Genomic DNA, 26,317 nt, shown 5'->3' on the forward strand with positions numbered 1-26,317 from the left:
AGCCCCGGGGCAAGGTGTTGCCCCGGGGCTTCTCCGCGTTAACGGCCGGCCGCCCGGTGAAAGCCGCATCGGCGTCAGATCGACAGCAGCCCCAGCGCCACCGCGCGCGCGCAGGTGGCCTGGCGCCCGCGCGTATTGAGCTTGTCGGCGGCAACGTTGAGGTGGAAGTAGACGGTGCTCTCGCTGATGCCGAGGATGGTGGAGATCTCCCAGGTGGTCTTGCCGATCGCCGCCCAGTGCAGGATCTCGCGCTGGCGCCGGCTCAGCGCCGGGCGCGCGGCCTCGCCTTGCAGCCGCCGCAGTGCGGAATGCAGGCAGTGCGCGAAGTAGCTCATCGGCGCCAGCGTGGTGCGCAGCGCGCGCAGGTCGGAGGTGGCATCGGTGGTCAGCGTCATGAAGGCCCAGTCGATCCCCGGCGTCCATAGCGGAATGGTCAGGCCCGCGTTGAGCCCGTGTTCGCCCGCGCTGCGCAGCAGCTTGCGCGCGCTCTGCCCGATATCGCGGCGCGTGTGGTCGACCTCGCCCAGCGCATTCCACGACGTCGCCGGCATGCCCGCGCGCACGTGCGCCACGCGCGCGTCGCCATCCTCGTGCCGCTTCGCGCGCAACGGCTCGTAGCGCGCCCGCGCCCAGTCCGCCGAAAAATCGTGGAAGCAGACGAAGTCGTTGTCGTCCTGCGGGCCGAGCACGGGCTGCTTCATGACGTAGGCATGGTGGTTGAAGCCCATGGCGCGGGCCGCGCGCAGCGCCACTTGTGCCACTTCCTGCGGCGTGCGCGCGTTCAGCACGGTCTCGGCGTATTGCCAGTCACGGAGGGGGTCTACCTTCATGCAATCTCCGACAGGATGCGCGCCCGTCGCGGGCGCGATCGTGAAGACGCAGCCGTGCGGCAACTGGCCGCCGGCCGATGAAGCTTGCGAGGGTAGGCGAATTTCGCTGCCATGGAACGCCCCGTTCGGGGGAAGCGAAGTGCTGTTGACCATGGCTGAACTCCCCTGGCTGACGCTGGTCGGCGAGACCGCACCGAGCGGCTATGATAAGCCGGTCAGCCAGAACCCTGAGGAACGAGCATCAATGCATCCATCTGAACAGATCGACCAGCTGATCGTGGGCCTGGCCGACTGGCGCGGCCAGACCCTGGCCAGCCTGCGCAAGGCCATCCTCGCCGCCGACAGCGGCATCGTCGAGGAATGGAAATGGATGGGTAGCCCGGTATGGTCGCGCGACGGCATGATCGCCGTCGCCAACGCCCACAAGGCCAAGGTGAAGATTACCTTTACCAACGGCGCCAGCCTGCCCGACCCGGACCACCTCTTTAACGCCGGCCTCGGTGGCAACAAATGGCGCGCGATCGACCTCGCCGAGGGCGACAAGATCGACGCACGCGCGCTCAAGGCCCTGGTCCGCGCCGCGATCGCCTTCAACCAGGGCAAGGCGAAGAAAAAAGCGCCGGCGCGCACCCGGGCAAAGGCCAGCCAGCAAGACGACGCGTGAAGCGCCGGAGCTTCAGCTTCCCTCGATCTTGAAGCCGATGTCCTTGATGAACTGTCCCCAGCGTGCGTGGTCCGCGCGGATCTGCGTGGCGAACGCATCGGGCGTGACCGCCTGCGGCGGCAGCACGCCCACGCCCGCCAGCCGCTTCTGGTAAGCGGGATCGGCCAGCACCTTGCGCACCGCGGCGGAGACCGCCTCCACCGTCTCGCGGGGCATGGCCTTGGGGCCAAACAGCGCGAAATAGCCGCTCAGCTGCTCCATCTCGGGGTAGCCCAGCTCGCGGAACGTGGGCGCGCCAGGCGCGAGTTCCGAGCGCTCCGGGATGGTGGTGGCCAGCACCTTGGTCTTGCCGGCCTGGTACAGCGGCACGCCGGTGGTCAGGCCGTCGATCATCAGCGGCACCACGCCGCCCACCAGATCCTGCGTGGCGGGCGCGGAACCCTTGTACAGCACCGGTTCAAGATGGGTGCCGGCGAGCCGGTTGAACAGCAGCGGGCCGAAGTGCGACGACGTGCCCGGACCATACGAGGCCGAGTGGATCGGCTTGCCCGGGTTCGCCTTGGCGTAGGCGACCAGCTCCTTCAGCGTGTTGTACGGCGCGTCCTTGTTGGCGGCCAGCAGCACCGGCGCGCGGCCGAGTTCGGCGAGCGCGGTCAGGTCGGTCAAGGGATCGTAGGGCACGCGGTTGATATGCGCGCCCGAGGTGGCCGAAGAGCCCAGCGTCACCAATAGGGTCTGACCATCGTTCTTCGCGCGGATCACGTCCTGCGTGGCCGGAATGGTGGCGCCGCCGGGCTTGTTCTCCACCACCACCGACTGCCCGGTCACGCGCGCGAGGTAGTCGGCGAACAGGCGCGCCACCACGTCGGTGCCGCCGCCCGGCGGATAGGCCACCACCAGCCGGATGGCGCGCGCGGGCCACTGCTGGGCCAGCGCGTGCGGCGCCACGCCGGCCGCCATCGCGAGCGCCGCGGTGCTCAGGAACTGTCGACGATCCATAGATGAAGTCTCCGCGTTATCGTTGTGCGCCGCACCGGCGGCGGGTCTTTCATCTTAGTGAGTGTTCAGGCCGGGGGCACGCCCGGGTTTCCACCATGCGCGACGCCGGCTGTGGCCCGCGGCGGCCCGAACCGTTCCGCATAGATGCCCGCCACCCAGTCGACAAACACCCGCACGCGCGGCGCCAGCTGGCGGTGGAACGGGTACAGCGCCGACACCGGCAGGTCCGGGCATGGCCAGGCTTCCAGCACCGGCACAAGCCGCCCGGCGCGCACATGGTCTTCGACGCGGAAGCGCGGCACCTGGATCAGGCCGCAGCCGGCCAGCGCCGCGCTGGTATAGCACTCGGCATCGCTGACTGAAACCCAGCCGCTGGCCCGGAACGCGCGCACCTCGCCATCGACGGTCAGCGTGAACGGGTAGCGGCTGTCATGGTTGCGGGAAAAGAAGCCGACGCCGACATGTTCGGCCAGCTCCGACGGATGCCGCGGCGTGCCGTGCGCCGCCAGGTACGCGGGACTGGCGCACAGCACCTCGGGCATCTCCGCCAGGCGCCGCGCCACCAGCGACGAATCGCGCGGACGGCCAGCGCGCACCACGCAATCGATGCCCTCGCCGATCAGGTCGACCAGGCGGTCGCCGCTGCTGATGACCAGGTCGATATGCGGATAACGCGCGCGGAACTCGCCGATGCGCGGCAGGATGATCAGCGTGGCATGGGTGCCATGCAGGTCCAGTCGCAGCGTGCCGCGCGGGTCGGCCACCTGGGTGCTGAGCGAGGTCTCGGCGTCTTCCAGCGCCTGCAGCACGCGCTTGCCGCGCTCATAAAAGGCTTGCCCGTCCAGCGTCGGGCGCACCTGCCGCGTGGTGCGCTCCAGCAGTCGGGCGCCGACGCGCGCCTCGAGCTCCTTGATCGCGTGGGTCGCCGTGGCGCGCGGCATGTCCAGCGCGCTGGCGGCGCGGGTGAAAGAACCCAGTTCCACGATCCGGGTGAAGAGTTGCAGCGCGTCGAAGCGGTCCATGCGGGGGCGGCCTGTGATGGGGAAACGGTCACCCGGGATTGGAATCAGCTTCGGCGCCTGCGTCAAGCCACGGCCAGTGGCGCCTGGCGCCCGCGCGTGGCCGGGCTCGCGCAAAAGCGCCGGGCATCGATTTTGCTGGCCTATATTTCAATAGCCATTTTCCGCCGCGCCGCGGTCCGCGCCCGGAGCCGTGCCGCCATGTGACGATAATGAAATCCGCTCAGCACCCCGGAGGTGGATTATGAGCGCCGTGCCCGAGCCGCAGGCGGCCGACAGCACTACGCCCCCCGGCAAACGCCCCGCCACGTCGACCCGGCACGTCTGGACCCGCTATTGGGTGATCGCCAAACCCTACTGGGTCTCGCAGGAGCGATGGAAGGCGGCCGGCCTGCTGCTGGTGCTGATCCTGCTGCTGCTGGGCCAGACTCAGGCCGAGGTGCTGATCAACGAGCAGACCGGCGAATTCACCTCGGCGCTGGCGGCGCGCGACGCCGACCGTTTCTGGGCCTCGATCCGCACCTGCCTGTATATCCTGATCGTCGCCATTCCCGTCTACGCGGTCTATTACTACATCCGCAACACGCTGGGCCTGCACTGGCGGCGCTGGATGACCCACCATTACCTGGACGGATATTTCAAGAACCGCATTTTCTACAAGCTCAATGCGGATGCCGGCATCGACAATCCCGACCAGCGCATCTCCGAGGACATCAACACCTTTACGCGACAGTCGCTGTTCTTCCTGTCGATCGGCATCGGCGCGCTGCTGCAGCTGATTGCGTTCAGCGCGGTGCTGTGGATGATCTCCAGGGAGCTGGTCTATTTCCTGGTGGTGTACGCCATCGCCGGCACCTTTGTCTCGATCGCCTGCTTCGGGCGGGTGCTGATCGGCCTGAACTTCTACCAGCTCAAGCGCGAGGCCGACTTCCGCTTCAGCCTGATCCGCGTGCGCGAGAACGCCGAATCGATCGCGTTCTATCGCGGCGAGCCGCAGGAGTCATCCCATGTCCGCGGGCGCTTCGGCAAGGCGTTCCAGAACTTCGAGCGGCTCATCCGGTGGCAACTGGGGCTGAACATGTTCCAGTATGGCTATGGCTTCCTGACCATCCTGCTGCCCAGCGCGATCGTGGCCTCGCGCGTGCTGGACGGCGAGCTCGAGGTCGGCAGCGCGATCCGCGCCGCGGGCGCCTTTGCCGCCGTGCTGAATGCGCTGACGGTGATCGTCGACAACTTTGAAGACCTGAGCCGGTTCGTGGCCGGGCTCGACCGCCTGGACACGTTCTCCAGTACCCTGACCGGGAAAAAGACGACCGCGCCGCGGGCTGCCTCCACCATCGAGTCCCGCCAGGACTCGCGGCTCGCGCTGGAACATGTCACGCTGCAGACGCCCAACCAGGAGCGCACGCTGGTCACCGACCTGAGCGTGTCGATCCATCCCGGCGAGGGACTGCTGATCGTCGGCGCCAGCGGCGGCGGCAAGAGTTCGCTGATGCGCGCGATCGCGGGCCTCTGGAACAGCGGCACCGGCCGCATCGTGCGGCCGGCGCCGCAGGACATGCTGTTCCTGCCGCAGCATCCGTACATGGTGGTCGGCAGCCTGCGCAGCCAGCTGCTCTATCCCAATCATGTCGGCCGGCAGGTCGCAGACGACGAGCTGCTGCAATTGCTGGATACCGTCAACCTGCGCGACATTGCCGGCCGCTTTGGCGGACTCGACACGGAAGTGGACTGGAGCAAGGTGTTGTCGCTGGGCGAGCAGCAGCGGCTGACCATCGCGCGCGTGCTGCTGGCCAGGCCGCGCTATGTGATGCTGGACGAGGCCACCAGCGCCCTCGACATCAGCAACGAAGAGGCCCTGTACCAGTTGCTGGCCGGCTTGCAGGCGACGCTGGTCAGCGTCAGCCACCGGCCCACGCTGCTGAAGTATCACCACCAGGTGCTGGAACTGCCGGGCGACGGCACCTGGCGGCTGCATCCGGCAAAGGATTACCGCTTTGGCTGGTAATTGCCGGAACCCCGGTAGCGACAGCGCGCGCCCGCATGCGTTGCGCTATGCTGAATGGATTCCCGTCCGCAGTGCTTATCGGAGATCGACCATGCGCCATCGCCTGTCCGTCTGGCTGGCCGCCACCGCGGCAACCCTGCTGTGCGCGTGCGCAACGCTGCAGCCCATGCAGACCGCGCAGAAAATGATCGGCAGCCCGCAGAGCGCGGTGCGCGATACCTTCGGCGCGCCTTCCGAAACCTATCCGCTCGCCAACGGCACCAGCCGCTGGATCTATTCCAAGCAGCCGCTCGGCTTCGAGGTGTATGCCGCGGACTTCGACGCCGGCGGCAAGCTGACCAGCTTCCGCCAGATGCTGACCGAGAAGGAAATCTACGCCGCGCGCCCGGGCGTGTGGACCAAGCAGGACGTGGCCGAGCACTTCGGCCTGCCGCGCGAGCCGGTCGAGTACTACCCGATGATGAAACGCGAGGCGTGGTCGTACCGGCTCTACGCCGGCGCGTATCAGCCGGCGCACTTCAGCGCGTACTTCGACGAGCGCGGCGTGCTGGACCGCACCATGATCATCGTCGACGCGATCGGCGGGGATGCGCGCGACGGCAGCAAGTGAGCGGGCCGGCAGCAGGCGGTCGTGCCACGGATGCCGGCCTTATCCCTGGTCGGCGCCTCTGGCAGGATCGGCGATCATGGGCGCGCCGGGCTTGCGCAGCATCTTCTCGACTTCGCCAGCGTGCAGCTCCTCGAGCTGGATCAGCTGCCGCGCATACTCTTCCAGCGCGACCGAGCGGCCCTCGACCAGGCTGAGCAGTTCCCGGTACAACGCCAGCGCTTCCCGCTCCGTGGCCAGCGACTCGCGCAGGATCGCGCCGATATCCTGGGTGTGGGCGTCCAGCAGCTCGCCGATGCCGAGCGAGGGATAGGCGCCGAGGGTGGTGATCCATTCGCCGGCCTGCTGCGCATGCAGCAGCGACTCGTCGGCCTGCTCGCGCAGCCACGACACGATCGGGATGCGCCCGAAGCCGAAGATCAGGAACGAATAGTGCGTGTAGCGCACCACGCCGGCGAGCTCGGCCTCGAGGATCCGATTGAGGACGCCGACCACCTTTTCCTGTTCGATGTCCGCCATGGCAGCACCTCCGTGCAATGGAGTCCGACGGCAGGCCGCATCGCGGCCCTGCGCGCCCACGCCCACGCCAACGCCCGCGCCTTCAGCGGTAGACCAGCACGGGAACCCGGCAGTGGGTCAGCACCTTCTGCGTTTCACTGCCGACCAGCAAGGAGTCCAGGCCCCTGCGGCCGTGCGACGCCATGAAGATCACATCACACTCGTGCCTTGCCGCGGCATCGATGATGCCCTTGTAGGGAACGGTTGCCGTCATGTCGGTGGCGCACGGCACGCCCGCCGCGCTGGCGGCGGCGACCACCTCTTCCAGCCGCGCCCGGGCCCGTTCGGCTTCCTGCTCTTCGAAGGCCTTGCGCCTGGGATGGCCGGCGTCGCCCGAGGCCAGGTAGGGATACTCTTCCATGCAGGTATAGGCAGTCAACCTAGCGCCATCGGCCTTGACAAAGCCGATCGCCGCTTCCATCGCCATCCTTGAAAGTTCCGAGCCATCGGTGGCCAGCAAGATGTGCTTGAACACGATTCCCCTCCCCATGCGTTGGTTCGCGGCGGAGGTGAGGCGCTCCGCCGGTCAAGCTTCAGTATGGACAAGAATCCGGCTTGCGGCGGAACGCAACGATGCCCAGCGGCCGGCGCCTGGCCGGCGCGCTGGCGGGGGGACTTTGCAGGACCGTGCCAGGGGCCGGTGCCAGAGGCCCGGTCCCGGCGCTTCTTACTGCATGTGCTGCCCGCCGTTGATGGCGATATTGGAGCCGGTCACATAGGCCGCGTCCTCCGAGCACAGGTAGGCGATCAGCGCCGCCACTTCCTCCGGCTTGCCGACGCGGCCCACCGGGATCTGCGGCAGGATCTTGCTCTCCATGATCTCCCTGGGCACGGCGTTGACCATCTTTGTGGCCAGGTAGCCCGGCGAGACCGTGTTGACGGTCACGCCCTTGCGCGCCACTTCCAGCGCCAGCGACTTGGTGAAGCCGTGCATGCCGGCCTTGGCCGCGGCATAGTTGGTCTGGCCGAACGCGCCCTTGGAGCCGTTGACCGACGAGATATTGATGATGCGGCCCCAGCCGCGCTCGACCATGCCTTCGCACAGCGGCTTGGTCAGGTTGAACACCGAATCGAGATTGGTCCGCATCACCGCATCCCAGTTCGGCTTGTCCATCTTCTTGAACGCCATGTCGCGCGTAATGCCGGCATTGTTCACCAGGATGTCGACCTGGCCGAGGTCGGCCAGGATGCGCGCGGCGCAGGCCTGGCAGGCGTCATAGTCGGCGACGTCGACCTCATAGGCGCGCATTTCGCGGCCGCTGGCCGCCATTGTGGCCAGCCAGTCCCCGGCGTTGGCGTTGCCGGGCGAGTGCGTCACCACCACGGCATAGCCGGCGTCGTGCAGCCGGATGCTGATGGCTTCGCCGAGTCCACCCATGCCACCTGTTACCAATGCGATTCTCTTCGTCATGCTGATTGCGTCGTTGTCGTGAATTGAAAGACCCCTGCCTTGCAGGAAGGGACATTCCCCCGGTAGTCCCCGAGCAAGTTCCCACTACCGTCGCGCAGGCAAAGCGCGGCCATGCCGGGCCGGACCGTGCCGGTCCCGGTGCGCATCGATGAGGCGGGAAGATATGGTGTCGCGGTGCCGCAGGCACGGGAACGCGGGGTTCCCGGCCTGCCTGCCTGCGATCTGTGTGTAGCGCGCGGTCCGGCCTTGCCGGGCCAGCGCTGTGCTGTTACGCCTTGGCGGCGCGCGGCGTAGCGTTCGCCGCCGTGGCCGACGCGGCTGCGGCGGTCTTGGCAAAGTTGGCCTTGGCGACTTCTGCGGTCTGCTTGGCGGCGTCCTGGAACGACTGGTACGTGGTGTTGGCCGCGGCAACGCCCGACTGCAGCAGCGCGGTCAGTGCTTCCGAACCGGCCGGCGCGTTCTTCACAAAGGTGTCGACGAAAGCCTGGACGTTGCGGTTGTGCTGTTCGTACTGGGCTTCGACGGCCTTGCTCAGTTCTGCCTGGGTGTTCGAGGCAATTTCATAGACATGGCGTGCATACGCCACCGCCTTCTCGGCAGCCGGCTGTGCCAGGGTGCCTTGGGCTGCGAACACTTCGCGCAAGTCCTTGCCGGCCAGTACCGCTTCGACATTGACCTGGCCTTCGGCGAGCGTGGTCCTAAGGGCCTGCAGGTTCAGCTCGGTCAGCTTCTGGAAACCTTCAAACGCCGTGTTCGTCAGCGCGAACAAATGGCTCACGTTGGACTTCTGCGCCGCAGCAAATTGTTCGGGCGTAAAAGGTGACATGCAGATCTCCTGTGGGTGGTCGGGACGGAATGGCGCGCCAGCGCTGGCAATCAGACACGACAAAGCGTTCCGACCGTGCCGCGCGGCGAATCTTGCAGCGCACCATCGAACCCGCATCCTAGAGTGTTTCCTCCAATTCGAACCCTAGGGATAAACCCAAAAAGTATTGAAGACAGGACAAGCAAAGTGCATCTTTAGGCACTAATGTTACAAGTATTTACGGTGTATTGCTGCACTGCATGACAGTTGTAAGTCTGGCTTAACGCGGCCGCTGCACACGGAAGCAATAAAAAAACCGCAGCCGAAGCTGCGGTTTCTGATGGCAAGTGCCGGCTTGCTCAGACTTCTTCGTACAGCGGCAGGGTCAGGAACTCGGCAAAGTCTTCCGACGTCGACATCTGCTCGAAAATCTCGGCAGCGCGGTCATAGGTGCTGGTGTCGCCACCAACCAGTTCCTTCACCTTGGCCAGCTCTTCCGGAATCAGCTTGCGCACCAGCTCGGCCGTGACCTTGGTGCCGTCTTCCAGCTTGCCCTTGGGCGAGCGGATCCACTGCCACACCTGCGAGCGCGAGATCTCTGCGGTGGCGGCATCTTCCATCAGGTTGTGGATCGGCACGCAGCCGTTGCCGGCCAGCCAGGCGCCCAGGTAGTGGATGCCGACGTTGATGTTCATGCGCAGGCCGTGCTCGGTGATCGGCGTTTCCGGCTGGAAGTTCAGCAGGTCGGCTCCCTTCACCTGCACGTCCGGACGCTGCTTCTCGAACTGGTTCGGCTTGTCGCCCAGCACCGCCACGAATTCCTTCATGGCCGGCTCGACCAGGCCGGGGTGCGCCACCCAGCCGCCGTCGTAGCCATCGGTGGCGTCGCGGCGCTTGTCGCTGATGATGCCTTCCATGGCGATGGCGTTCTTCTCCGGATCGTTCTTGATCGGGATCAGCGCGCTCATGCCGCCGATGGCGGGGGCGCCGCGTGAGTGGCAGGTCTTGAGCAGCAGCAGCGCATACGAGCGCATGAACGGCGCGGTCATGGTGACCTTGGCGCGGTCGGCCAGGCAGAAGTCCTTGTCGTTCTTGAACTTCTTGATGCACGAGAAGATGTAGTCCCAGCGGCCGGCGTTCAGGCCGGCGCTGTGCTCGCGCAGCTCATACAGGATCTCTTCCATCTCGAACGCGGCGAGGATGGTCTCGATCAGCACGGTGGCCTTGATGGTGCCTTGCGGCAGGCCGATTTCGTTCTGCGCCATCACGAAGATGTCGTTCCACAGGCGCGCTTCCAGATGGCTTTCCATCTTCGGCAGATAGAAGAACGGGCCGGCGCCGCGGGAAATCTGCTCGCGGGCGTTGTGGAACAGGAACAGCGCGAAGTCGAAGACACCGCCCGAGACGCGCTTGCCGTCGATGGTGACGTGCTTTTCGTCCAGGTGCCAGCCGCGCGGACGGACCTGCAGCGTGGCGATCTTGTCGTTCAGCTTGTATTGCTTGCCCTTGGATTCCAGCGTCAGCGTGCGGCGCACGGCGGCCTTCAGGTTGACCTGGCCCTGCAGCTGGTTGTGCCAGTTGGGGGTGTTGGAATCCTCGAAATCGGTCATGTAGCTGTCAGCGCCCGAGTTGAAGGCGTTGATCACCATCTTGGCTTCGACCGGGCCGGTGATTTCCACGCGGCGGCATTCCAGCGCCTTGGGCACCGGCGCAACCTTCCAGTCGCCTTCGCGGATGCTCTTGGTTTCCGGCAGGAAGTCAGGCACCTCGCCGGCATCCAGGCGCTTGGCGCGCGCGACGCGCGCGGCCAGCAATTCCTGACGGCGCGGCTCGAAGGCGCGGTGCAGCTTGTCTACCAGGGCCAGGGCTTCCGGCGTGAGGATATCTTCGTAGGCCGGCAGGATTTCGCCGGTAATCTTCATGCCCGCGGGCAGCGTGATAGCCATCAGTGTTCTCCTGTTAAACGATAGCGATAGCGTTGGTTGTTGGGCGCCCTGCTAGGCCGTCACGCCATGGGCGCGGACGAATTCGAGCAGGTCGTTCATGTCGTGCCCGGTGCCGGCGGGGGCGACATCGAGCCGCTCCGCCGGATGGCCGGCACGGTTGATCCAGAAAGTGGTGTAGCCATACCAGCTGGCGCCGCAGGCGTCCCAGCCGTTGGACGAGACGAACAGCATCTCCTGCGCCTCCAGGCCGAAGGCCAGCGGCCCCAGCGCGTAGGCGGCGGGCGCGGTCTTGTACTGGCGCACCGCATCGACCGACAGCACGTGGTCGAACAGTCCGTGCATGCCGGCGCTCTTGACCGAGATGTCGAGCATCTCCGCATTGCCGTTGGACAGGATGCCCAGCGGCAGCCCCGCCTTGCGCAGTCGCTTCAGTGCGCCGAGGTTTTCCGGGAACGCCGACAGGCACGCGTACTCCTTGAGCAGCTGCGCTTCAGTCGCTTCATCCAGCATCAAGCCCAGACGCTCGGCGGCGTAGCGCAGCGCATCCACGGTGATGGCCCAGAACGGCTTGTAGTGCGCGCCATCGGGCGCGGCCATGGTGCGGATGCGCGTGTAGTCGATCTGGCGTTCGCGCCACAGCAGCGCCAGCGCCTCGCCGCGGCCCGGGAACAACTGCTCCGCGCGCGCGGTGACGGAATACACGTCGAACAGCGTGCCATAGGCATCGAAGACGACGGCGCGGATCTTGTTCATAGGGGCCTGGACAACCTGCAACGGGACGGGGCGACTTCAGGGGCGACTTAGGGGCCGACTCAGTGAACGGTGGCCAGACCACAGCTGCGTGGCTCTGTACACCATTGAATGCATCGAATTGTAGGGAGACGCTGCAGTGCGGCAAAGTGGGCGTCGGTCACTTGATCTTTTACTTTTACACAACTAATCTTGGCTGACTAAAACAAAACTCCGCACCAAATCCTCTTCACTGGTGACCAAAGGCCCGACTTGGCACCCTTTGCGTGGCCAGCGCGGCACCCTGCGGGACCTCCCGTGCAACTCAGGCGAAACATTCGTGGACCATTTCAAACAACTGGAGACCTTTGTATCCGTCGCCTCGCGCGGCAGCCTGTCCGCCGCCGCCGCGGCCGAGGGCGTGGCGCCCGCGATCATTGGCCGGCGTATTGATGCCCTGGAAGAGCGGCTGGGCGTCAAGCTGCTGGTGCGGACCACGCGCAAGATCAGCCTGACCTTCGAGGGCTCGGCGTTCCTGGAAGATTGCCAGCGCATCCTGAACGACCTGCACAACGCCGAGGCCAGCGTCTCGGCCGGCGGCGTCAAGGCCAGCGGCCACCTGCGCGTGACCGCGCCGGCCGGCTACGGGCGCAAGCACGTGGCGCCGCTGGTGCCGCTGTTCATCGAGTCGCACCCGGACGTGTCGATCACGCTGGACCTGTCCGACCGCGTCGTCGACCTGGTCAACGAAGGCTTCGACTGCGCCATCCGCCTGGGCGACCTGCCCGACTCCAGCCTGGTGTCGATCCGGCTCGCCGAAACCCGCCGCGTGGTGGTGGCCGCGCCGGAATACCTGGCGCGCGCCGGGCGCCCGAACACGCCCGAGGACCTGCAGCGTCATAACTGCCTCGCCTTCGGCGCCAGCGCCAACATGCAGCGCGGCTGGGTGTTCCAGGAAGAAGGCCGCGCCGTGACCGTGAAGGTGGGTGGCACCATGGAATGCAGCGACGGCGCGGTGCTGCACGAGTGGTGCCTGCAAGGCAACGGGCTGGCCTGGCGCTCCTGGTGGGAAGTCGGCAGCGAGATTGCCAGCGGACGGCTGGTGACGGTGCTGGACGAGTTCCAGGCGCCGCCGATCGGCATCCATGCGGTGTTCCCGCAGCGCAAGCACCTGCCGCTGCGGGTGCGGCTGTTTATCGATCACCTTAAGAACACCTACGGCAATCCGTCCTACTGGCGGCGCGCCGAGCAGGCTTCCGCGCTGCCTGTGGCGGAAGTGCTGGCGGACTAGGCACGGTGCCAAGGCGGGCTTGCGGCCCTTCGGATGCCATTGACATTACGCAATGACCTTCTCGGCACACTGACTACAATGCATTCAAGACAGGCGCTGCCCCGCGCCGCGGCCATGCCGCGACGCGCGGGTCGCCGCCCTGCCCCGACCCCTAGTCAGCAAAGGAGCCCCGCATGTTCCAACATATCCTGCTTCCCACCGACGGCTCGGAACTCTCCAAGAAAGCCATCAACGGCGGACTGGAGCTCGCCAAGGCCATCGGCGCGCGCGTCACGGCCTATGTCTGCCTGGAGGAATACCCGTACACGCCGTTCAGCGAAATCGTGGTCGAGGCCCCGCAGGCATTCAAGGACCGCATCGAGAACCAGGCCAAGCTGTATCTGAAAGAGGTCGAGAACCTGGCCACGGCGGCCGGCGTGACCTTCGACGCGGACATGTCGACCTTTGCCGTGCCCTACCTCGGCATCATCGACGCCGCCGAGCGCCACGGCTGCGACGTGATCTTCATGGCCTCGCACGGCCGGCGCGGGCTGTCGGGCCTGCTGCTCGGCAGCGAGACGCAGAAGGTGCTGACGCATACCGACATTCCGGTGATCGTCTACCGCTGAACCCCGGCGCAGCGTGCGCCAAAGCAAAGCCGCCCGCACCGGCATGACCGGTGCGGGCGGTTTTTTTGCTGGCGCAGGCGCCTTACGAGGCCTTGCTGATGCGCTGCTCGATATGCTTGGCGCGGTCGTCCGAGCCCGGGTGCGACGAGAACATGCTGGACTTGCCGCCGTCGAGCTTGGCCAGCTTCTGGAATGCCGTGACCAGGCCCTTGGTGCTGGCCTTGTTCTTGGTCAGCAGGTCGAACGAATAGTCGTCGGCCGCGGTTTCCTGCGACTGCGAGAACTGCGCGTTGATCAGCTTCTCGCCCAGCTCGCCCAGTTGCGATTGCGAAAGCGCTGCCACCGCGCCGTTGCCGGCCGATGCCGCCGCGCCGCGCGCTGCGGTGGCGGTGTAGGCCACCTGCATGGCCTTCTTGGTGTGGCCCAGGGCCACGTGGCCCAGTTCGTGGCCCAGCACGCCGCGCACTTCGTCGTCGGTCATCATGTCCATCAGGCCGCTGTAGACACGCACGCAGCCGTTGGCCATCGCCCAGGCGTTGACGTCCTTGGTCATGTAGACCTTGGCATTGACGTTGGGCACGTCGCTGTTCTTCAGCCCGCTCATGATCTTGACCAGGCGCTTGCCGTAGGTGCTGTTGGCAGCGGCGATCTTGTTGGTCTTGTCCGATTCCGCGCAGGCCTGGTCCGACAGGCTCTTGACGTCGGCGTCCGACAGCGTGGCGGCCTTGGCCAGCGAGGTGCCGGCGCTCAGCATGCCGTCGACATTGGTGGGCATGCCGCCGGAACAGCCGGCCAGCAGTGCCGCCGCGACGGCGCAGGCAGCGAGCGAGAGAGTTGCTTTCATGATGTTGTTCTGGGTGGAGTGGCTCGGAGGTGCCGATAAAGGCTCCGGCACTTTAAGCCATCCGCCCGCGCCAGGGAATCACCCAAATGCTGCAAGCCGTCAAAAATGACAATTTGTTGCATTTGAACAATCTTCCACTTCGAAGGACGCAAAAAGTGTGGCGGCCTTGGGCGTGTTTGCAGCGATCCCCCAGCGAATCAGCGCGGTCCGGCTGCAGGGACCACGGTGGTGCCCGGTGGAGCAATGAAGGGAATGAACTTGCATGGCTCGCGCTGGCCCAGCGAGCAGTTTGACCCGATCGCGCAGCCACTGACGGCCAGCACGAGCAACAGACAGACGAGCGGTTTCATGGCACCCATTTTTTTCGTTTTGCCGGAGGGTATCACGGCGAAAAGGGCGCAGAAGGGCTATCACCTGAGAGTGGCCCATCCGCACCGCAACAAACCTTTACAAATCCGTCCGTGAAATCCCGGATCGGTGCCCTAGCCTGTTCCCATGCTTTCGAGGGAGACGGCCATGCCTTCGTCACGGGACACATTCAAATTGCGTCGACCTGGGCGTCGCACGATGAACTGGCACGACGTCGCCCTGATCGCGATTGGATGGGTCGGTCTATGCCTCGGCGTGGGATGGACGCTCTCCAAGGCGGCTGGCACCTTCGAGTGAGTCGCCGGTACGCGCTCCCGCATCCGGCGCATGTACGGCCGTCGCATTGGGAATAAAAAAATCGCGCCGTCCCTGAGAGAGAGAACGGCGCGTCGCCTAAAAGAGAGAGCGTGATGGTCGCACGCCCTCCCGATCCCGCCGGACCCACGAGCCGGCGGGAGTGACCAGGAGAGTCAGGCCACTTTCTTGTCTTCGAAGAACTGCTCGTCTTCGGTCGAACCCTTCAGGGCGGTCGTCGACGACTGGCCGCCTTCGATGGTCTGGGTCACGGCGTCGAAGTAGCCGGTGCCGACTTCGCGCTGGTGCTTGACCGCGGTGAAGCCCTTCTCGGCAGCCTTGAACTCCGCTTCCTGCAGCTCCACGAACGCGCTCATCTGGTTGCGGGCGTAGCCGTAGGCCAGGTTGAACATCGAATAGTTGAGCGAGTGAAAGCCGGCCAGCGTGATGAACTGGAACTTGTAGCCCATCGCGCCCAGTTCGCGCTGGAACCTGGCGATGGTGGCGTCGTCCAGGTTCTTCTTCCAGTTGAACGATGGCGAGCAGTTGTAGGCCAGCATCTTGCCCGGGAAGCGGGCGTGCACGGCCTCGGCAAACTTCTTGGCAAATTCGAGGTCCGGCTTGCCGGTCTCGCACCACACCAGGTCGGCCACCTCGGCGTAGGCCAGCGCGCGCGAGATCGACTGCTCCAGGCCATTGCGGACGCGGTAGAAGCCTTCCACGGTGCGCTCGCCGGTGCAGAACGGCTTGTCGTTGTCGTCGATGTCGGAGGTCAGCAGGTCGGCGGCCTCGGCGTCGGTGCGGGCGATCACCAGGGTCGGCACGCCCGAGACGTCGGCGGCCAGGCGCGCGGCGGTCAGCTTGGCGACGGCTTCGCGGGTCGGCACCAGCACCTTGCCGCCCATGTGGCCGCACTTCTTCACCGAAGCGAGCTGGTCCTCGAAGTGCACGCCGGCGGCGCCTGCCTCGATCATCGCCTTCATCAGCTCGAAGGCGTTCAGCACGCCGCCGAAGCCCGCTTCCGCGTCGGCGACGATGGGGGCGAAGAAGTCGGTGTCGCCCGAGCCTTCGCTCCACTGGATCTGGTCGGCGCGCTGGAAGGTGTTGTTGATGCGCTTGACCACCTGCGGCACCGAGTTGGCCGGATACAGCGACTGGTCGGGATACATCTCGCCCGCCAGGTTGGCGTCGCCGGCGACTTGCCAGCCAGACAGGTAGATCGCCTTCAGGCCGGCCTTGACCTGCTGCATGGCCTGGTTGCCGGTCAGCGCGCCGAGCGAGTTGACGAACGGCTCGGTATGCAGCAAGTGCCACAGCTTTTCGGCACCACGGCGCGCCAGGGTGTGCTCGACTTGAACCGAACCGCGCAGGCGTACCACGTCTTCGGCGGTGAAATTGCGCTTGATACCCTTCCAGCGCGGATTGGTGTCCCAGTCTTTTTGCAGGGCCTGGATCTGCTCTTGGCGGTTCATGGTCGCTCTCCTGAACGTGATTGGGAATGGCTGAGGATCTCGTGCTCGCCTGACCCGGGCTGCGTCGCGTCGCCGCTGCATCGACCGCTGTTTTCATGCCGGGTGACCTGTGTCTTATATAAGAGTGTAGAAAACACTACCGCGCTGCAACAACCCCGAACCCCAACCGGCACCAAGATTTATTTCTCTTTAAAATCATTAGCTTGCATAAAATATTTCACGATACGGGACATAATCTTTCATCATGAGAAATGGCGTTGTGCCACGCAAACGGGGATTTTTGCGGTCCAAAACCTTTTTCCACATTGTGAAAAATCCGCGGATGTGGCGCAAGCTGCTAGTGGACGCGGCTCGTCTGCAGCGCCCTGGGCGCCGGCGCGCCGTCGATATGTTCGGCCGGGCCGCCGGCTTGCCGGGCGCATCGGCGCCCCCGCGTAAACCCCGATGACACAGTCGGCACTTTGACAGTTTGCTGACAGCCTTCCCCGCCTAGAATCCGCCCCTTGTTGATTGGGGCTGCCGCGATGTCGAAATCATCCGGCAGCGAAACGCTCACTTCACGAAAGGACAGCCAATGCAAGACCGTGCACGCGAACAGATTTCCGCCACGCTGATTCCCGGCGATGGGATCGGCCCCGAAGTGGTGGACGCCACCGTCAGGGTGCTGGATGCACTTGGCGCTCCCTTTGCCTGGGATGTCCGGCACGCGGGCATGGCTGGCATCGACTACTGCGGCGACCCCATGCCGGAAGAGACGCTGGACAGCATCCGCCGCACCGGCCTCGCCCTGAAGGGCCCGCTGACCACGCCGGTGGGAGGCGGCTTCCGTTCGGTCAATGTGCGCCTGCGCGAGACTTTCAACCTCTATGCCAATGTGCGCCCGGTGCGCACGCTGGTGCCGGGCCGCTTCGAGGATATCGACCTGGTGCTGGTGCGCGAGAACGTGGGCGGCTTCTATGTGGCGCACGACTATTACATCCCGGTCGGCGACGACCCGCATGCGGTGGCGGTGTCCACCGGCACCAACACGCGCGAGGCCTGCCGGCGCATTGCCCGCTTCGCCTTCGAGTACGCCGTCAGGAACGGCCGCAAGAAGATCACGGTGGTCCACAAGGCCAACATTCTGAAAGCGCTCACCGGCATCTTCCTTGACGCGGCGCGCGAGGTGGCGAAGGACTACGCCGGCCGCGTGGATCTCGACGACATCATTGTCGACGCCTGCGCCATGCAACTGGTGCTCAACCCGTGGCGCTTCGACATGCTGCTCTGTACCAACCTGTTCGGCGACATCCTGTCGGACCAGATCGCCGGCCTCGTAGGCGGGCTTGGCATGGCACCGGGCGCCAACATCGGCGACCAGGCCGCCATCTTCGAGGCGGTGCACGGGTCGGCGCCCGACATCGCCGGCAAGGGCATTGCCAATCCGATCTCGCTGATGCTCGCCGCCGGCCTGATGCTCGACCATGTGGGCCGCCAGGACCTCGCCGCGCGGCTGCGCGCGGCGATCGCGCAGACCCTCAACCAGGACCAGGTGAAGACCCGCGACCTGCAGGGCACGGCCTCCACGCTGCAGTTCGCCGACGCGGTAACGCAACGCCTCGTTTGCGCCAGCTGAATCGCGCCACGCCAGACAACCGCCACGCAGCGCCCCGCAAAGCCTGCCCGGCAATGAGATATTGAAGAAAGATGTTGACCCTGCTCGCCTACTCCATGGTGATCGTGTTCATGGCACTGATCATGACCAAGCGGCTCTCGGCGATGGTGGCGCTGATCCTTGTTCCCATTGCGTTCGGCGCGATCGGCGGCTTCGGCCCGGATCTGGGACCGATGATGCTGGATGGCGTCAAGAAGCTGGCGCCGACCGGCGTGATGCTGATGTTCGCGATCCTGTATTTCGGCCTGATGATCGATGCCGGCCTGTTCGACCCGGTAGTGCGCGTCATCCTGAAGCTGGTGGGCGGCGACCCGGTCAAGATCGTCGTCGGCACGTTCGTGCTGGCCGCGCTGGTATCGCTGGACGGCGACGGCTCGACCACCTACATGATCACCTGCGCCGCCATGCTTCCGCTCTACAAGCGGCTGGGCATCAGCAGGCTGGTGCTGGCCTGCGTGATCATGATGGCGGGCGGGCTGATGAACATCCTGCCCTGGGGCGGCCCGACCGCGCGCGCCGCAAGCGCGCTGGGGGTGGATGTGGGGTCGCTCTTCGTGCCGATGATCCTGCCGATGGTCGTCACCGGCATGTGGGGCCTGTTCGTCGCTTTTCTGCTTGGCCGGCGCGAACGCAACCGGCTCGGCCACATCGCGCTGATGACCGCCGGGGCGGGCGAATCCGGCCATGGCGCCGCGGAGGTTGTCACCGGCGATCCGCAGATCGCCCGGCCCCGGCTGCTGTGGTTCAACCTGGCGCTGACCATCGGCCTGATGGCAATGCTGATCCTCGGCATATTTCCGCTGCCTGCGCTGTTCATCGTGGCGTGCGCCATCGCTCTGATGGTCAACTACCCGAGCCTGCATGAACAGAAGGAGCGGATTGGCGCGCATGCGGCCAATGTCGTACCGGTCGTAGCGCTGATCTTTGCCGCCGGCATCTTCGTCGGCATCCTGTCGGGCACCAAAATGGTCGACGCGATCGCCAACAGCGTCATCAGCGCCGTGCCCGACTGGATGGGCCCCTACATGGCGCTCGTCACGGGCGTGCTGAGCGTACCGTTCACGTTCTTTATTTCCAACGACGCGTTCTACTTCGGCATTCTGCCGATCCTGGCCAAGGCCGCCGCCGTCTACGGCATCAGCGCCGCCGAGATCGGACGCGCCTCGCTCATTGGCCAGCAGGTTCACCTGCTGAGCCCGCTGGTCGCGTCGACGTACCTGCTGGTCGGCCTGGCTGAAGTCGAGTTCGGCGACCACCAGCGCTATACCCTGCTATGGGCGCTGTCAGCGGCGCTGGTCATGATGCTGGCGACCGTTTTCCTTGGCGTGATCCCCATCGTTGGCCAGTCTGCGTGACAGAGATCCCGGCCATTCCCTGCGCTCCGGCAAGGAATGGCTCGGATCACGCAGCGGCGTGATCGCGGGCGCGGCGATAGGCCACCCAGTCGCCGCTGTCGATGCGCGGCAGCGTGGCCGCCGCGGCTTCAGCCACCGGATACAGCAGGCAGGCGACGGGCTGGCCGTGGTGCTGCACCGCCTGTTCCTCGCGCACGAACAGCGTGGCCTGGCCCGGATAGACCTCTTCGATTTCATCCAGCACCGGCAGCAGGGTTTCGGCAATCTCGTAGATATCGCCGACCACCGGACCGCCGCCGGCATCCAGCACCAGGCCGGGATAGGAACCAAAGTCATAAAGCCTGCCGGCCACCGTGCCCGTGCCCAGCAGCGTGGGCGCGGCAATGCCGTGGCGCCGCGCGGCGGCGTTCAGGTCGTTGACCTCGCCGGCGCGCAGCGTGCCGTAGACGAAGACGCGCGGCATGCTCAGCGCTCCAGCGGAGCGTCGGCGGCCAGGATCCCGTCGACATCGACGTAGATCCAGTTGCCCGGGCGCACCACCGCGCCCGGCATCTGCACCGTGACCTCGCTCTCGCCCACGTTGCGCTTCTGGCTCTTTTGCGGATGCGCGGCCAGCGCGCGGATGCCGATGTCGCACACGTCCAGCTCGGCGGTATCGCGGATGCAGCCGTTGACGACGATGCCGACCCAGCCGTTCTTCTCCGCCAGCAAGCCCAGGTTGCCACCCACCAGCGCGCAGCGCAGCGAGCCGCCGCCGTCGATCACCAGCACGCGCCCGCGGCCCGGCGACTCCAGCGTGCTGCGCACCAGCGAGTTGTCTTCGAACACCTTGAGCGTCGCGGCCGGACCGGCAAACGCCGGCTGCTTGCCGAAGGCGCGGAACACCGGCGCCATCACGCGCAGCGTGCCGTCGGCAAGGCGGTCTTCATGCGCGTCGCACAGGTCGGTGGTGACGGGCTTCATCTCGGGTCTCCTGGTCGGTAAGAAAAAATACTGTCTGGCCGCGTAGCGTCATGGCTTCTGGCTGGCGAGCGCCTGCGCCCGGATCGCGCTCAGCGTGGTGCGCGGCGTGATCACGTCCGGGTCCACCTGGATTTCGATCAGCGTCGACACCGGCGCCGCCAGCGCCTCGCGCAAGGCCGGCGCAAAGGCCTCGGTCGTGGTCACGGTGGCGCCGCGTGCCCCGTAGGCGCGCGCCAGCGCGGCAAAGTCGGGATTGCACAGCTCGGTGCCGGACACATGCGTCGGGTATTCGCGTTCCTGGTGCATGCGGATGGTGCCGTACATGCCGTTGTTGACGACGATGATGATCACCGGCGCCTGGTATTGCATCGACGTGGCAAGTTCCTGGCCATTCATCAGGAAGCAGCCGTCGCCCGCCAGCGCCACCACGGTACGCTGCGGGAACGCGATCTTGGCACCCACTGCCGCCGGCACGCCGTAGCCCATCGCGCCGCTGGTCGGCGCCAGCTGGCCGCGGCCGCCGCTGGTGAACGGGCGATAGTGGAAATAGCGGTGCAGCCAGCCGGCATAGTTGCCGGCGCCGTTGGTCACCACCGCATCGGCCGGCAGCAGCTGGTCCAGCGTGCGGATGACTTCGGCCATGTCGACGCCCTGCCCCGTGAACGGCGGCGGCTGCAGGTAGCGCTCGTAATCGGCATGCGCGGCCTCGGTCCACGCTTTCCAGCGTGGCGCGCTGGGTGGCTGCAGGCCGGCCAGGCGCGCGGCGATGGCCGGCATCGCGGCCTGGATCATCAGGTCGGCCTGGTACACGCTGCCCAGCTCTTCGGCCCCTGCATGCACATGGACCAGCTTCTGGGCCGGCCGCGGCGCCGCGATCAGCGCGTAGCCGCCGGTGGTCATCTCGCCCAGCCGCGGGCCGATCGCGAGCACCAGGTCGGCATTGCGGATGCGCTCTGCCAGCGCGGGATTGATGCCGATGCCGACATCGCCGGCGTAGCTGGGATGGCGGTTGTCGAACAGGTCCTGGCCGCGGAAGGCGCAGCCTACCGGCAGCGCGAAGCGCTCGGCAAAGGCCTGCAGGTCGGCGCACGCCTGCGGGGTCCAGCCGCTGCCGCCGGCCAGCACGAACGGGCGCTCGGCGGCGTCGAGCATCTCGGCCAGCCGCATCAGCTCGCCCTCGCCGGGCCAGGCCATGACGCGCTGGTAGGCCTGCAACTGCGGCACCGCGGCGGTTTGCGCCAGCATGTCTTCGGGCAGCGCCAGCACCACCGGGCCGGGCCGGCCCGAGGTGGCGGTCTGGTAGGCGCGCGCAATGTATTCGGGGATGCGCTCGACCCGGTCGATCTGCGCTACCCACTTGGCCATCTGGCCGAACATGCGGCGATAGTCGATTTCCTGGAAGGCCTCGCGGTCCATGAAATCGGTGCCGACCTGGCCGATGAACAGGATCATCGGGGTCGAGTCCTGGAACGCGGTATGCACGCCGATGCTGGCATTGGTGGCACCGGGCCCGCGCGTGCAGAACGCCAGCCCGGGGCGGCCGGTCAGCTTGCCGTAGGCCTCGGCCATCACCGCGGCCCCGCCCTCCTGGCGGCAGACGATGAAGCGCAGCCGGTCACGGCGGCGGTGGAAGCCGTCGAGCACCGCCAGGTAGCTCTCGCCCGGCACGCCGAAGGCCAGCTCGGCCCCGTGCGCCAGCAGCGCATCGACCAGGATATGGCCGCCCGGCAGCGGCGTGCAGCGATCGGTGTCTTCGGGCTGGGTGGCGTTGGCCGGCGTCATTGGCATGGAAACGTTCCTCAGGCAAGCGGATTCGGATAGCGGCGGGCTGGCTGGACTAGGCGGCCTCCGCCCGTGTCGAGGCCTGGCTGCGCGAGCGGTTGCCGTTGCCCACGGTCACCGCGGTGAAGATCGACAGCAGCTGGAAGCCGCCGATCATGAAGAAAACCCAGGCCGGCAGCCTGGCGTCCATCAGCGCGCCGAAGAACAGCGGGCCGCAGGCCAGGCCGATATCCAGCCCAGAATAGACCACGCCGTAGACGCGCCCGGTGGCGCCGGCCGGGGCTGCCGCGCGCACCAGCAGGTCGCGCGAGGGCCCGGCGGTGCCGGCGCCAAAACCAATCACTCCCATCAGCACCGGCACCAGCAGTGCCGGCACCAGGTCCAGCCCCACCAGCACCGCCATCAGCCCCGACACGGTGAAGCTGATCGCGATCAGCCGGTCATGGTTGCTGGTGCGGCTGGCGGCGAAGCCGCCGACGATCATGCCGCCGGCGCTGCACAGCATGTAGACGGTGTACGACGCGGTCGCCAGCGTGAACGGCATGTCGTAGAGATAGGTCAGCGCGGTGGGCGCGAAGCTCTGGATGCCCGCGGCGGAGAAGGTGGTCAGCAGGAAGAAGCCCCAGCACACCCACACCTGCGGCAGGCGCAGGAAACCCAGCACGCTTCCGCCCGCTGCCGCGGCCCTGGCGGCGGGCCGGCCCACGGCGCCCTGCACTTCGCGCGGGTCCAGCACGTGGCGCAGCGCCACCAGCACCGCCAGCACGATCAAGGCCACCGCAGAGGCTGCCGCCAGCGCCACGCGCCAGCTGGCCAGGTTGGCGATCGCCACCAGGAACAGCGGCGCCGCGGCCCAGCCCAGGTTGCCGGAAATGCCGTGCACCGAGAACGCGTGGCCCAGCCGCGGCTGCGACACATGCTTGTTCAGCAGCGTGAAGTCGGCCGGATGGAACACGCCGTTGCCCAGCCCCGCCACCGCCGCGCCGAACAGCAACCCGCCATAGCCGCCGCTGGCCGACAGCAGCAAGGCCGCGGCGCCCAGGCAGGCCAGCCCGCCGAACAGCACCGGCCGCGCGCCGAAGCGGTCGACCACGAAGCCCGACGCGGTCTGCACCACCGCCGAGACCGCGAAGAACACCGTCATCAGCAGGCCCAGCTCGGCATAGCTGAGCCCGAACTCGGCCTTGATCCACGGGAATAGTGGCGCCAGCAGCAGGTGGTAGAAATGCGAGACGCCATGCGCCAGCCCCACCAGCCCGATCACCTGGGCGTCGTGGCGAAGGGAATTGGGCGTGGGCTCGAGGGCGGCGGTGGGCATGGCGCTGGCGGTCGGAGGGGTGATGCGGTGGGCTGGGCGGCCGGCAAAAAAATACGGGCCGAAGCCCGCATCATAGAGGAAAACCCCTGTCCGCTGCTGGCAGGTGGCGGCCACGCCGCCTCCACGCCGGCGGTCCCGCCCCCCCTCGCCGTCACATCTGCTTGAACAAGTGGGCGTACTGGCGCGCCACCGGCAGCAGCTCCGGCCGGTCGCGCAGCCGCAGCGACAGCCGGCCCAGCGACTGGTTGACCGCGCTGGCGACGCAGCTGATGTTGACCACGGTGCCGCGGTGCACCTGCCAGAAGCGCTCGGGATCAAGCTGCTGGGTCAGCTCGCGCAGGCTGGTGCGGATCAGCGCCTCGCCGGCGCCGGAGACCACGTTGACGTACTTGTCGGTGGCTTCCAGGTAGATCACTTCGTCGACCGGGATGATGCGCACCTCCTGCCCCACCAGTGCCTTGATAAAGCGCAGGTACTGGCGCTGCGGCGCGCCGGCCGTGCCCGGCGTGGCATGCTCCAGCAATTCCAGGCGCGCCAGCAATTGGCCGAGCCGGTCGGTTTCGCCTACCGCGGCTTCATCGTCGCCGTCTTCCGCTTCCGCGGGATCGGACAGCCGTGCCTTCAGGCGCTGGACGGTGGCCTCCAAACGTTCGCGCTGCACCGGCTTGAGCACGTAGTCGACCGCGGCCCGCTCGAAGGCCTCCAGCGCAAACTGGTCATAAGCGGTGACGAACACCACCAGCGGCGGGATATCGAACTCGATCAGTTCGCGCGCCACGTCCATGCCGCTCATGCCCGGCATGCGGATGTCGAGGAAGGCCACGCGCGGCTGGTGCTCGCGCGCCGCTGCCAGCGCTGCCACGCCGTCGTGGACCACGGACACGACCCGCGCCTCGGGCCACAGGGCCGCCAGTTCGGATTCGAGCACACGGGCGAGCAGCGCTTCGTCGTCGGCAATCAGCAGGGTCGGGGTCATGGGGGCGTGGGGGGCGTGTGCGAAAGCAGGTTCTTGGCACTGCAGGCGCACCGGCGGGTGCAAAGCCTGCAGCGCATGTTGTTGTCAGGCGAGCCCGCAGCGAGTGCGCGTCAGAGCCGTGGCATGGCCGGTGCGGATACCGGCATGCCCTCCGGCACCGCGGTGACGGTCTGGGTCACGGTGGGCGCCTCGGCCGGGCGCTCCAGCGGCAAGGTCAGCCGCACCACCACGCCGCGCGGCGTGTTTTCTTCCATCTGCATGGTCGCCGCCGCGCCGAAGATACGCGCCAGCCGCTCGCGCACATGGGTGATGCCCAGTCCCGAGCCCTTGCCCGAGGCATGGCCGAACCCGACCCCGGTATCGGCGATCACCACCTGCACCGCGTTGTCGCCGGCCGCGCGCGCCGACAGCCGGATATGGCCGCCGATCATGCAGGGTTCGATGCCATGCGTGACCGCGTTTTCCACCAGCGGCTGGATCAGCATCGGCGGGATTTCCACCTTCGCCAGGTCGCGCGGCAGGTCGATATCGTACGAGAGCCGCTGGCCGAAGCGCATGGCCTGGATCTCGAGATAGCTGCGCAGCAGCTCGAACTCCTGCCGCAGTGTGCATTGCTCGGCGCGGGTATGCGCCAGCGACATGCGCAGGAAGCCGATCAGCCGCTGCAGCAGCTGCCGCGCGGCGGGCGGATCGGTGGCGATCAGGCCGTCGAGGTTGGCCAGCGAATTGAACAGGAAGTGCGGCTCGATCTGCGCCTGCAGCGCCATCAGCTGCGCGCGCACCAGCTGCTTTTCGGCTTCCTCGCGCTGCAGCGCGTCCAGTGCCGCCTGCCGCTCCAGCGACGCCAGCTTCTCGCGCGACCAGTAGAAGTAGATCATCGACGCCGCCGCCAGCATGCCCACCACCAGGCACATGCGCAGCATGCCGCCAGCCTCGTCGGCGGACTTGGGCGGCAGGTCCAGCACCACGCGCGTGGCCCAGCTGCCGAACACCACGCCGGCGGGCACAGCGGCGGCGGCGAGCAGCAGGAAGGGCCAGCGCCGCGGCCGGTCGTTCCACCAGATCACCACGCGCGGGATGTCGATCAGCACCCAGATCGACAGGCCGATCAGCTGGCTGTAGACGAAGTTGTGCCACAGCGAGCCGCCGGTCTGGAAGCCGTAGTTCAGGCTGATGGCAATCACCGAGTTCATGCACAGCACGAACAGCAGGTCGCGCCCGAGGATATTCAGGCGGGACGGGATGGCGGTGCAGGCGTGTGAGAAGCAGCGGTCCATGGCGTTCATGTTAGCGCGGCTTTCGCCATGCGCAATACAGGGGGTGATGTGACGGCAACATGGGCTGCGTCAGCCACCCTGCCCGCTGACCTCGCCAGACCGCGCGGGAGCCGGCGCGGGCGCAGCCGCAGGCGCGCGGCCCGCCAGCGCGCGCCACCATCGCCCGGACAGCACATAACGGGGAAAGGTGATCCACTGCTCGGCCAGGATGCGACCCGCGATATCGGCCGGCCCGGCAAACGGCTCCGGCGCATGGGCCTCCAGCCGATGGCCCCGCCCCTGCAGCGCCATCGACATACCCATGCACACCAGCCCGAGCGCGATCGCCGGCAGGTTCAGGCGCACCAGGCCATAGAGGCCCAGCACGGTGCCGGCCATGAACATCGGCACGGCCACGATATGCAGCAGCAGGTTGCGGGGATGCTGGTGGTTGCGGGCATAGCCGCGCCACTGCCAGCGCAGCAGCGGTTCGTCGTCGCGCATGATCGTCTCTCTCTCCCTTGCCCGATCCTTGCCGACCGGCGGCCGTGCGCAAACT

At 66.7% G+C, this 26,317-nt stretch carries 26 protein-coding genes; 8 read left to right on the forward strand and 18 right to left on the reverse strand.

Annotation, left to right across the window (positions count from 1 at the left end; translation table 11 throughout):
* Window positions 1-74: 74 nt before the first annotated feature.
* Window positions 75-830, reverse strand: coding sequence for a helix-turn-helix transcriptional regulator (locus MKD38_RS11675; RefSeq protein WP_252676951.1), 756 nt, complete (start codon window positions 828-830; stop codon window positions 75-77).
* Window positions 831-1,074: 244 nt separating this feature from the next.
* On the opposite strand from MKD38_RS11675, the gene MKD38_RS11680 reads away from it, so the two are divergent.
* Window positions 1,075-1,494, forward strand: a complete 420-nt coding sequence (locus MKD38_RS11680; RefSeq protein ID WP_252677197.1) for a DUF1801 domain-containing protein — start codon at window positions 1,075-1,077, stop codon at window positions 1,492-1,494.
* Between the two features lie 12 nt (window positions 1,495-1,506).
* Here MKD38_RS11680 and MKD38_RS11685 read toward each other — a convergent pair whose 3' ends face one another.
* On the reverse strand, window positions 1,507-2,493 hold the full coding sequence (locus MKD38_RS11685) for a Bug family tripartite tricarboxylate transporter substrate binding protein (RefSeq protein WP_252676953.1): 987 nt from the start codon (window positions 2,491-2,493) through the stop codon (window positions 1,507-1,509).
* Between the two features lie 65 nt (window positions 2,494-2,558).
* A complete protein-coding gene (locus MKD38_RS11690) occupies window positions 2,559-3,515 on the reverse strand; it encodes a LysR family transcriptional regulator (protein ID WP_252676973.1) in 957 nt (318 codons plus the stop codon).
* A 241-nt stretch (window positions 3,516-3,756) separates the two neighbouring features.
* Between MKD38_RS11690 and MKD38_RS11695 the strand changes: the two genes are divergently transcribed.
* Both MKD38_RS11695 and MKD38_RS11700 read left to right on the forward strand, forming a co-directional pair.
* Window positions 3,757-5,520: an ABC transporter ATP-binding protein/permease gene (locus tag MKD38_RS11695; RefSeq protein WP_252676975.1), complete on the forward strand. Its 1,764-nt coding sequence runs from the start codon at window positions 3,757-3,759 to the stop codon at window positions 5,518-5,520.
* A 91-nt stretch (window positions 5,521-5,611) separates the two neighbouring features.
* A complete protein-coding gene (locus tag MKD38_RS11700) occupies window positions 5,612-6,130 on the forward strand; it encodes a hypothetical protein (RefSeq protein WP_112774155.1) in 519 nt (172 codons plus the stop codon).
* Between the two features lie 39 nt (window positions 6,131-6,169).
* Here the strand turns inward: MKD38_RS11700 and MKD38_RS11705 are convergent, their stop codons facing one another.
* The 6 genes from MKD38_RS11705 to MKD38_RS11730 all read right to left on the reverse strand — a co-directional run bounded on the left by MKD38_RS11705 (window position 6,170) and on the right by MKD38_RS11730 (window position 11,600).
* The gene (locus MKD38_RS11705) at window positions 6,170-6,646 is read right to left on the reverse strand and encodes a ferritin-like domain-containing protein (protein ID WP_252676978.1); all 477 of its coding nucleotides are present in this window, start codon (window positions 6,644-6,646) and stop codon (window positions 6,170-6,172) included.
* 82 nt (window positions 6,647-6,728) lie between these two features.
* The gene (locus MKD38_RS11710; protein ID WP_252676980.1) at window positions 6,729-7,160 is read right to left on the reverse strand and encodes a universal stress protein; all 432 of its coding nucleotides are present in this window, start codon (window positions 7,158-7,160) and stop codon (window positions 6,729-6,731) included.
* Window positions 7,161-7,352: 192 nt separating this feature from the next.
* Window positions 7,353-8,096, reverse strand: a complete 744-nt coding sequence (gene phbB, locus MKD38_RS11715) for an acetoacetyl-CoA reductase (protein WP_252676982.1) — start codon at window positions 8,094-8,096, stop codon at window positions 7,353-7,355.
* A 268-nt stretch (window positions 8,097-8,364) separates the two neighbouring features.
* Window positions 8,365-8,922: a TIGR01841 family phasin PhaP3 gene (gene phaP3 / locus MKD38_RS11720; RefSeq protein WP_252676984.1), complete on the reverse strand. Its 558-nt coding sequence runs from the start codon at window positions 8,920-8,922 to the stop codon at window positions 8,365-8,367.
* Between the two features lie 338 nt (window positions 8,923-9,260).
* The gene (gene aceB, locus MKD38_RS11725; protein ID WP_252676986.1) at window positions 9,261-10,847 is read right to left on the reverse strand and encodes a malate synthase A; all 1,587 of its coding nucleotides are present in this window, start codon (window positions 10,845-10,847) and stop codon (window positions 9,261-9,263) included.
* Window positions 10,848-10,898: 51 nt separating this feature from the next.
* On the reverse strand, window positions 10,899-11,600 hold the full coding sequence (locus tag MKD38_RS11730; protein WP_252676988.1) for a haloacid dehalogenase type II: 702 nt from the start codon (window positions 11,598-11,600) through the stop codon (window positions 10,899-10,901).
* Window positions 11,601-11,916: 316 nt separating this feature from the next.
* On the opposite strand from MKD38_RS11730, the gene MKD38_RS11735 reads away from it, so the two are divergent.
* Together MKD38_RS11735 and MKD38_RS11740 are read left to right on the forward strand one after the other, a co-directional pair.
* Window positions 11,917-12,867 carry a LysR family transcriptional regulator gene (locus tag MKD38_RS11735; RefSeq protein WP_252676990.1) on the forward strand — a complete coding sequence of 317 codons (951 nt, stop codon included), beginning with the start codon at window positions 11,917-11,919 and terminating at the stop codon, window positions 12,865-12,867.
* 173 nt (window positions 12,868-13,040) lie between these two features.
* The gene (locus MKD38_RS11740) at window positions 13,041-13,475 is read left to right on the forward strand and encodes a universal stress protein (RefSeq protein WP_012353026.1); all 435 of its coding nucleotides are present in this window, start codon (window positions 13,041-13,043) and stop codon (window positions 13,473-13,475) included.
* An 82-nt stretch (window positions 13,476-13,557) separates the two neighbouring features.
* On the opposite strand, the gene loiP is transcribed toward MKD38_RS11740, so the two are convergent.
* Window positions 13,558-14,319, reverse strand: a complete 762-nt coding sequence (loiP, locus tag MKD38_RS11745) for a metalloprotease LoiP (RefSeq protein WP_252676992.1) — start codon at window positions 14,317-14,319, stop codon at window positions 13,558-13,560.
* A 243-nt stretch (window positions 14,320-14,562) separates the two neighbouring features.
* Here loiP and MKD38_RS11750 point away from each other — a divergent pair, with 243 nt between their 5' ends.
* Window positions 14,563-14,784 carry a hypothetical protein gene (locus MKD38_RS11750; RefSeq protein WP_252676994.1) on the forward strand — a complete coding sequence of 74 codons (222 nt, stop codon included), beginning with the start codon at window positions 14,563-14,565 and terminating at the stop codon, window positions 14,782-14,784.
* 374 nt (window positions 14,785-15,158) lie between these two features.
* Here the strand turns inward: MKD38_RS11750 and aceA are convergent, their stop codons facing one another.
* Window positions 15,159-16,454: an isocitrate lyase gene (gene aceA, locus MKD38_RS11755; protein WP_252676996.1), complete on the reverse strand. Its 1,296-nt coding sequence runs from the start codon at window positions 16,452-16,454 to the stop codon at window positions 15,159-15,161.
* Between the two features lie 574 nt (window positions 16,455-17,028).
* Here aceA and MKD38_RS11760 point away from each other — a divergent pair.
* Complete coding sequence (locus tag MKD38_RS11760; protein WP_252676997.1) at window positions 17,029-18,069, forward strand: isocitrate/isopropylmalate dehydrogenase family protein; 1,041 nt, start codon at window positions 17,029-17,031, stop codon at window positions 18,067-18,069.
* 71 nt (window positions 18,070-18,140) lie between these two features.
* Window positions 18,141-19,463: a CitMHS family transporter gene (locus tag MKD38_RS11765; RefSeq protein ID WP_252677000.1), complete on the forward strand. Its 1,323-nt coding sequence runs from the start codon at window positions 18,141-18,143 to the stop codon at window positions 19,461-19,463.
* 46 nt (window positions 19,464-19,509) lie between these two features.
* On the opposite strand, the gene MKD38_RS11770 is transcribed toward MKD38_RS11765, so the two are convergent.
* From MKD38_RS11770 to MKD38_RS11800, 7 genes are all read right to left on the reverse strand, one after another.
* Entirely contained in the window at window positions 19,510-19,926 is a 417-nt protein-coding gene (locus MKD38_RS11770) for a gamma-glutamylcyclotransferase family protein (RefSeq protein WP_252677002.1), read from the reverse strand.
* 2 nt (window positions 19,927-19,928) lie between these two features.
* The gene (rraA, locus tag MKD38_RS11775) at window positions 19,929-20,426 is read right to left on the reverse strand and encodes a ribonuclease E activity regulator RraA (protein WP_252677004.1); all 498 of its coding nucleotides are present in this window, start codon (window positions 20,424-20,426) and stop codon (window positions 19,929-19,931) included.
* 48 nt (window positions 20,427-20,474) lie between these two features.
* Entirely contained in the window at window positions 20,475-22,214 is a 1,740-nt protein-coding gene (locus MKD38_RS11780) for a thiamine pyrophosphate-binding protein (protein ID WP_371925678.1), read from the reverse strand.
* Window positions 22,215-22,263: 49 nt separating this feature from the next.
* Window positions 22,264-23,526, reverse strand: coding sequence for an MFS transporter (locus MKD38_RS11785; protein ID WP_252677006.1), 1,263 nt, complete (start codon window positions 23,524-23,526; stop codon window positions 22,264-22,266).
* A 151-nt stretch (window positions 23,527-23,677) separates the two neighbouring features.
* Complete coding sequence (locus MKD38_RS11790; RefSeq protein WP_252677008.1) at window positions 23,678-24,502, reverse strand: LytR/AlgR family response regulator transcription factor; 825 nt, start codon at window positions 24,500-24,502, stop codon at window positions 23,678-23,680.
* Between the two features lie 110 nt (window positions 24,503-24,612).
* Window positions 24,613-25,788 carry a sensor histidine kinase gene (locus tag MKD38_RS11795; protein ID WP_252677010.1) on the reverse strand — a complete coding sequence of 392 codons (1,176 nt, stop codon included), beginning with the start codon at window positions 25,786-25,788 and terminating at the stop codon, window positions 24,613-24,615.
* 60 nt (window positions 25,789-25,848) lie between these two features.
* Window positions 25,849-26,262: a DUF962 domain-containing protein gene (locus MKD38_RS11800; RefSeq protein ID WP_252677012.1), complete on the reverse strand. Its 414-nt coding sequence runs from the start codon at window positions 26,260-26,262 to the stop codon at window positions 25,849-25,851.
* Window positions 26,263-26,317 lie beyond the last annotated feature (55 nt).

Source organism: Cupriavidus sp. WGlv3, assembly GCF_023952475.1.
In the GTDB taxonomy this organism is placed as follows: Bacteria; Pseudomonadota; Gammaproteobacteria; order Burkholderiales; family Burkholderiaceae; genus Cupriavidus; species Cupriavidus phytorum.

Bases quoted from the DNA above. Each gene is read 5' to 3' on its own strand.
- MKD38_RS11800 (WP_252677012.1), bottom strand. From the start codon at position 26,262: ATGCGCGACGACGAACCGCTGCTGCGCTGGCAGTGGCGCGGCTATGCC.
- loiP (WP_252676992.1), bottom strand. From the start codon at position 14,319: ATGAAAGCAACTCTCTCGCTCGCTGCCTGCGCCGTCGCGGCGGCACTG.
- phaP3 (WP_252676984.1), bottom strand. From the start codon at position 8,922: ATGTCACCTTTTACGCCCGAACAATTTGCTGCGGCGCAGAAGTCCAAC.
- aceA (WP_252676996.1), bottom strand. From the start codon at position 16,454: ATGAACCGCCAAGAGCAGATCCAGGCCCTGCAAAAAGACTGGGACACC.
- MKD38_RS11790 (WP_252677008.1), bottom strand. From the start codon at position 24,502: ATGACCCCGACCCTGCTGATTGCCGACGACGAAGCGCTGCTCGCCCGT.
- MKD38_RS11770 (WP_252677002.1), bottom strand. From the start codon at position 19,926: ATGCCGCGCGTCTTCGTCTACGGCACGCTGCGCGCCGGCGAGGTCAAC.
- MKD38_RS11675 (WP_252676951.1), bottom strand. From the start codon at position 830: ATGAAGGTAGACCCCCTCCGTGACTGGCAATACGCCGAGACCGTGCTG.
- MKD38_RS11785 (WP_252677006.1), bottom strand. From the start codon at position 23,526: ATGCCCACCGCCGCCCTCGAGCCCACGCCCAATTCCCTTCGCCACGAC.
- rraA (WP_252677004.1), bottom strand. From the start codon at position 20,426: ATGAAGCCCGTCACCACCGACCTGTGCGACGCGCATGAAGACCGCCTT.
- MKD38_RS11705 (WP_252676978.1), bottom strand. From the start codon at position 6,646: ATGGCGGACATCGAACAGGAAAAGGTGGTCGGCGTCCTCAATCGGATC.
- MKD38_RS11685 (WP_252676953.1), bottom strand. From the start codon at position 2,493: ATGGATCGTCGACAGTTCCTGAGCACCGCGGCGCTCGCGATGGCGGCC.
- MKD38_RS11680 (WP_252677197.1), top strand. From the start codon at position 1,075: ATGCATCCATCTGAACAGATCGACCAGCTGATCGTGGGCCTGGCCGAC.
- MKD38_RS11700 (WP_112774155.1), top strand. From the start codon at position 5,612: ATGCGCCATCGCCTGTCCGTCTGGCTGGCCGCCACCGCGGCAACCCTG.
- phbB (WP_252676982.1), bottom strand. From the start codon at position 8,096: ATGACGAAGAGAATCGCATTGGTAACAGGTGGCATGGGTGGACTCGGC.
- MKD38_RS11795 (WP_252677010.1), bottom strand. From the start codon at position 25,788: ATGAACGCCATGGACCGCTGCTTCTCACACGCCTGCACCGCCATCCCG.
- aceB (WP_252676986.1), bottom strand. From the start codon at position 10,847: ATGGCTATCACGCTGCCCGCGGGCATGAAGATTACCGGCGAAATCCTG.
- MKD38_RS11730 (WP_252676988.1), bottom strand. From the start codon at position 11,600: ATGAACAAGATCCGCGCCGTCGTCTTCGATGCCTATGGCACGCTGTTC.
- MKD38_RS11760 (WP_252676997.1), top strand. From the start codon at position 17,029: ATGCAAGACCGTGCACGCGAACAGATTTCCGCCACGCTGATTCCCGGC.
- MKD38_RS11690 (WP_252676973.1), bottom strand. From the start codon at position 3,515: ATGGACCGCTTCGACGCGCTGCAACTCTTCACCCGGATCGTGGAACTG.
- MKD38_RS11740 (WP_012353026.1), top strand. From the start codon at position 13,041: ATGTTCCAACATATCCTGCTTCCCACCGACGGCTCGGAACTCTCCAAG.
- MKD38_RS11750 (WP_252676994.1), top strand. From the start codon at position 14,563: ATGAAGGGAATGAACTTGCATGGCTCGCGCTGGCCCAGCGAGCAGTTT.
- MKD38_RS11780 (WP_371925678.1), bottom strand. From the start codon at position 22,214: ATGCCAATGACGCCGGCCAACGCCACCCAGCCCGAAGACACCGATCGC.
- MKD38_RS11695 (WP_252676975.1), top strand. From the start codon at position 3,757: ATGAGCGCCGTGCCCGAGCCGCAGGCGGCCGACAGCACTACGCCCCCC.
- MKD38_RS11765 (WP_252677000.1), top strand. From the start codon at position 18,141: ATGTTGACCCTGCTCGCCTACTCCATGGTGATCGTGTTCATGGCACTG.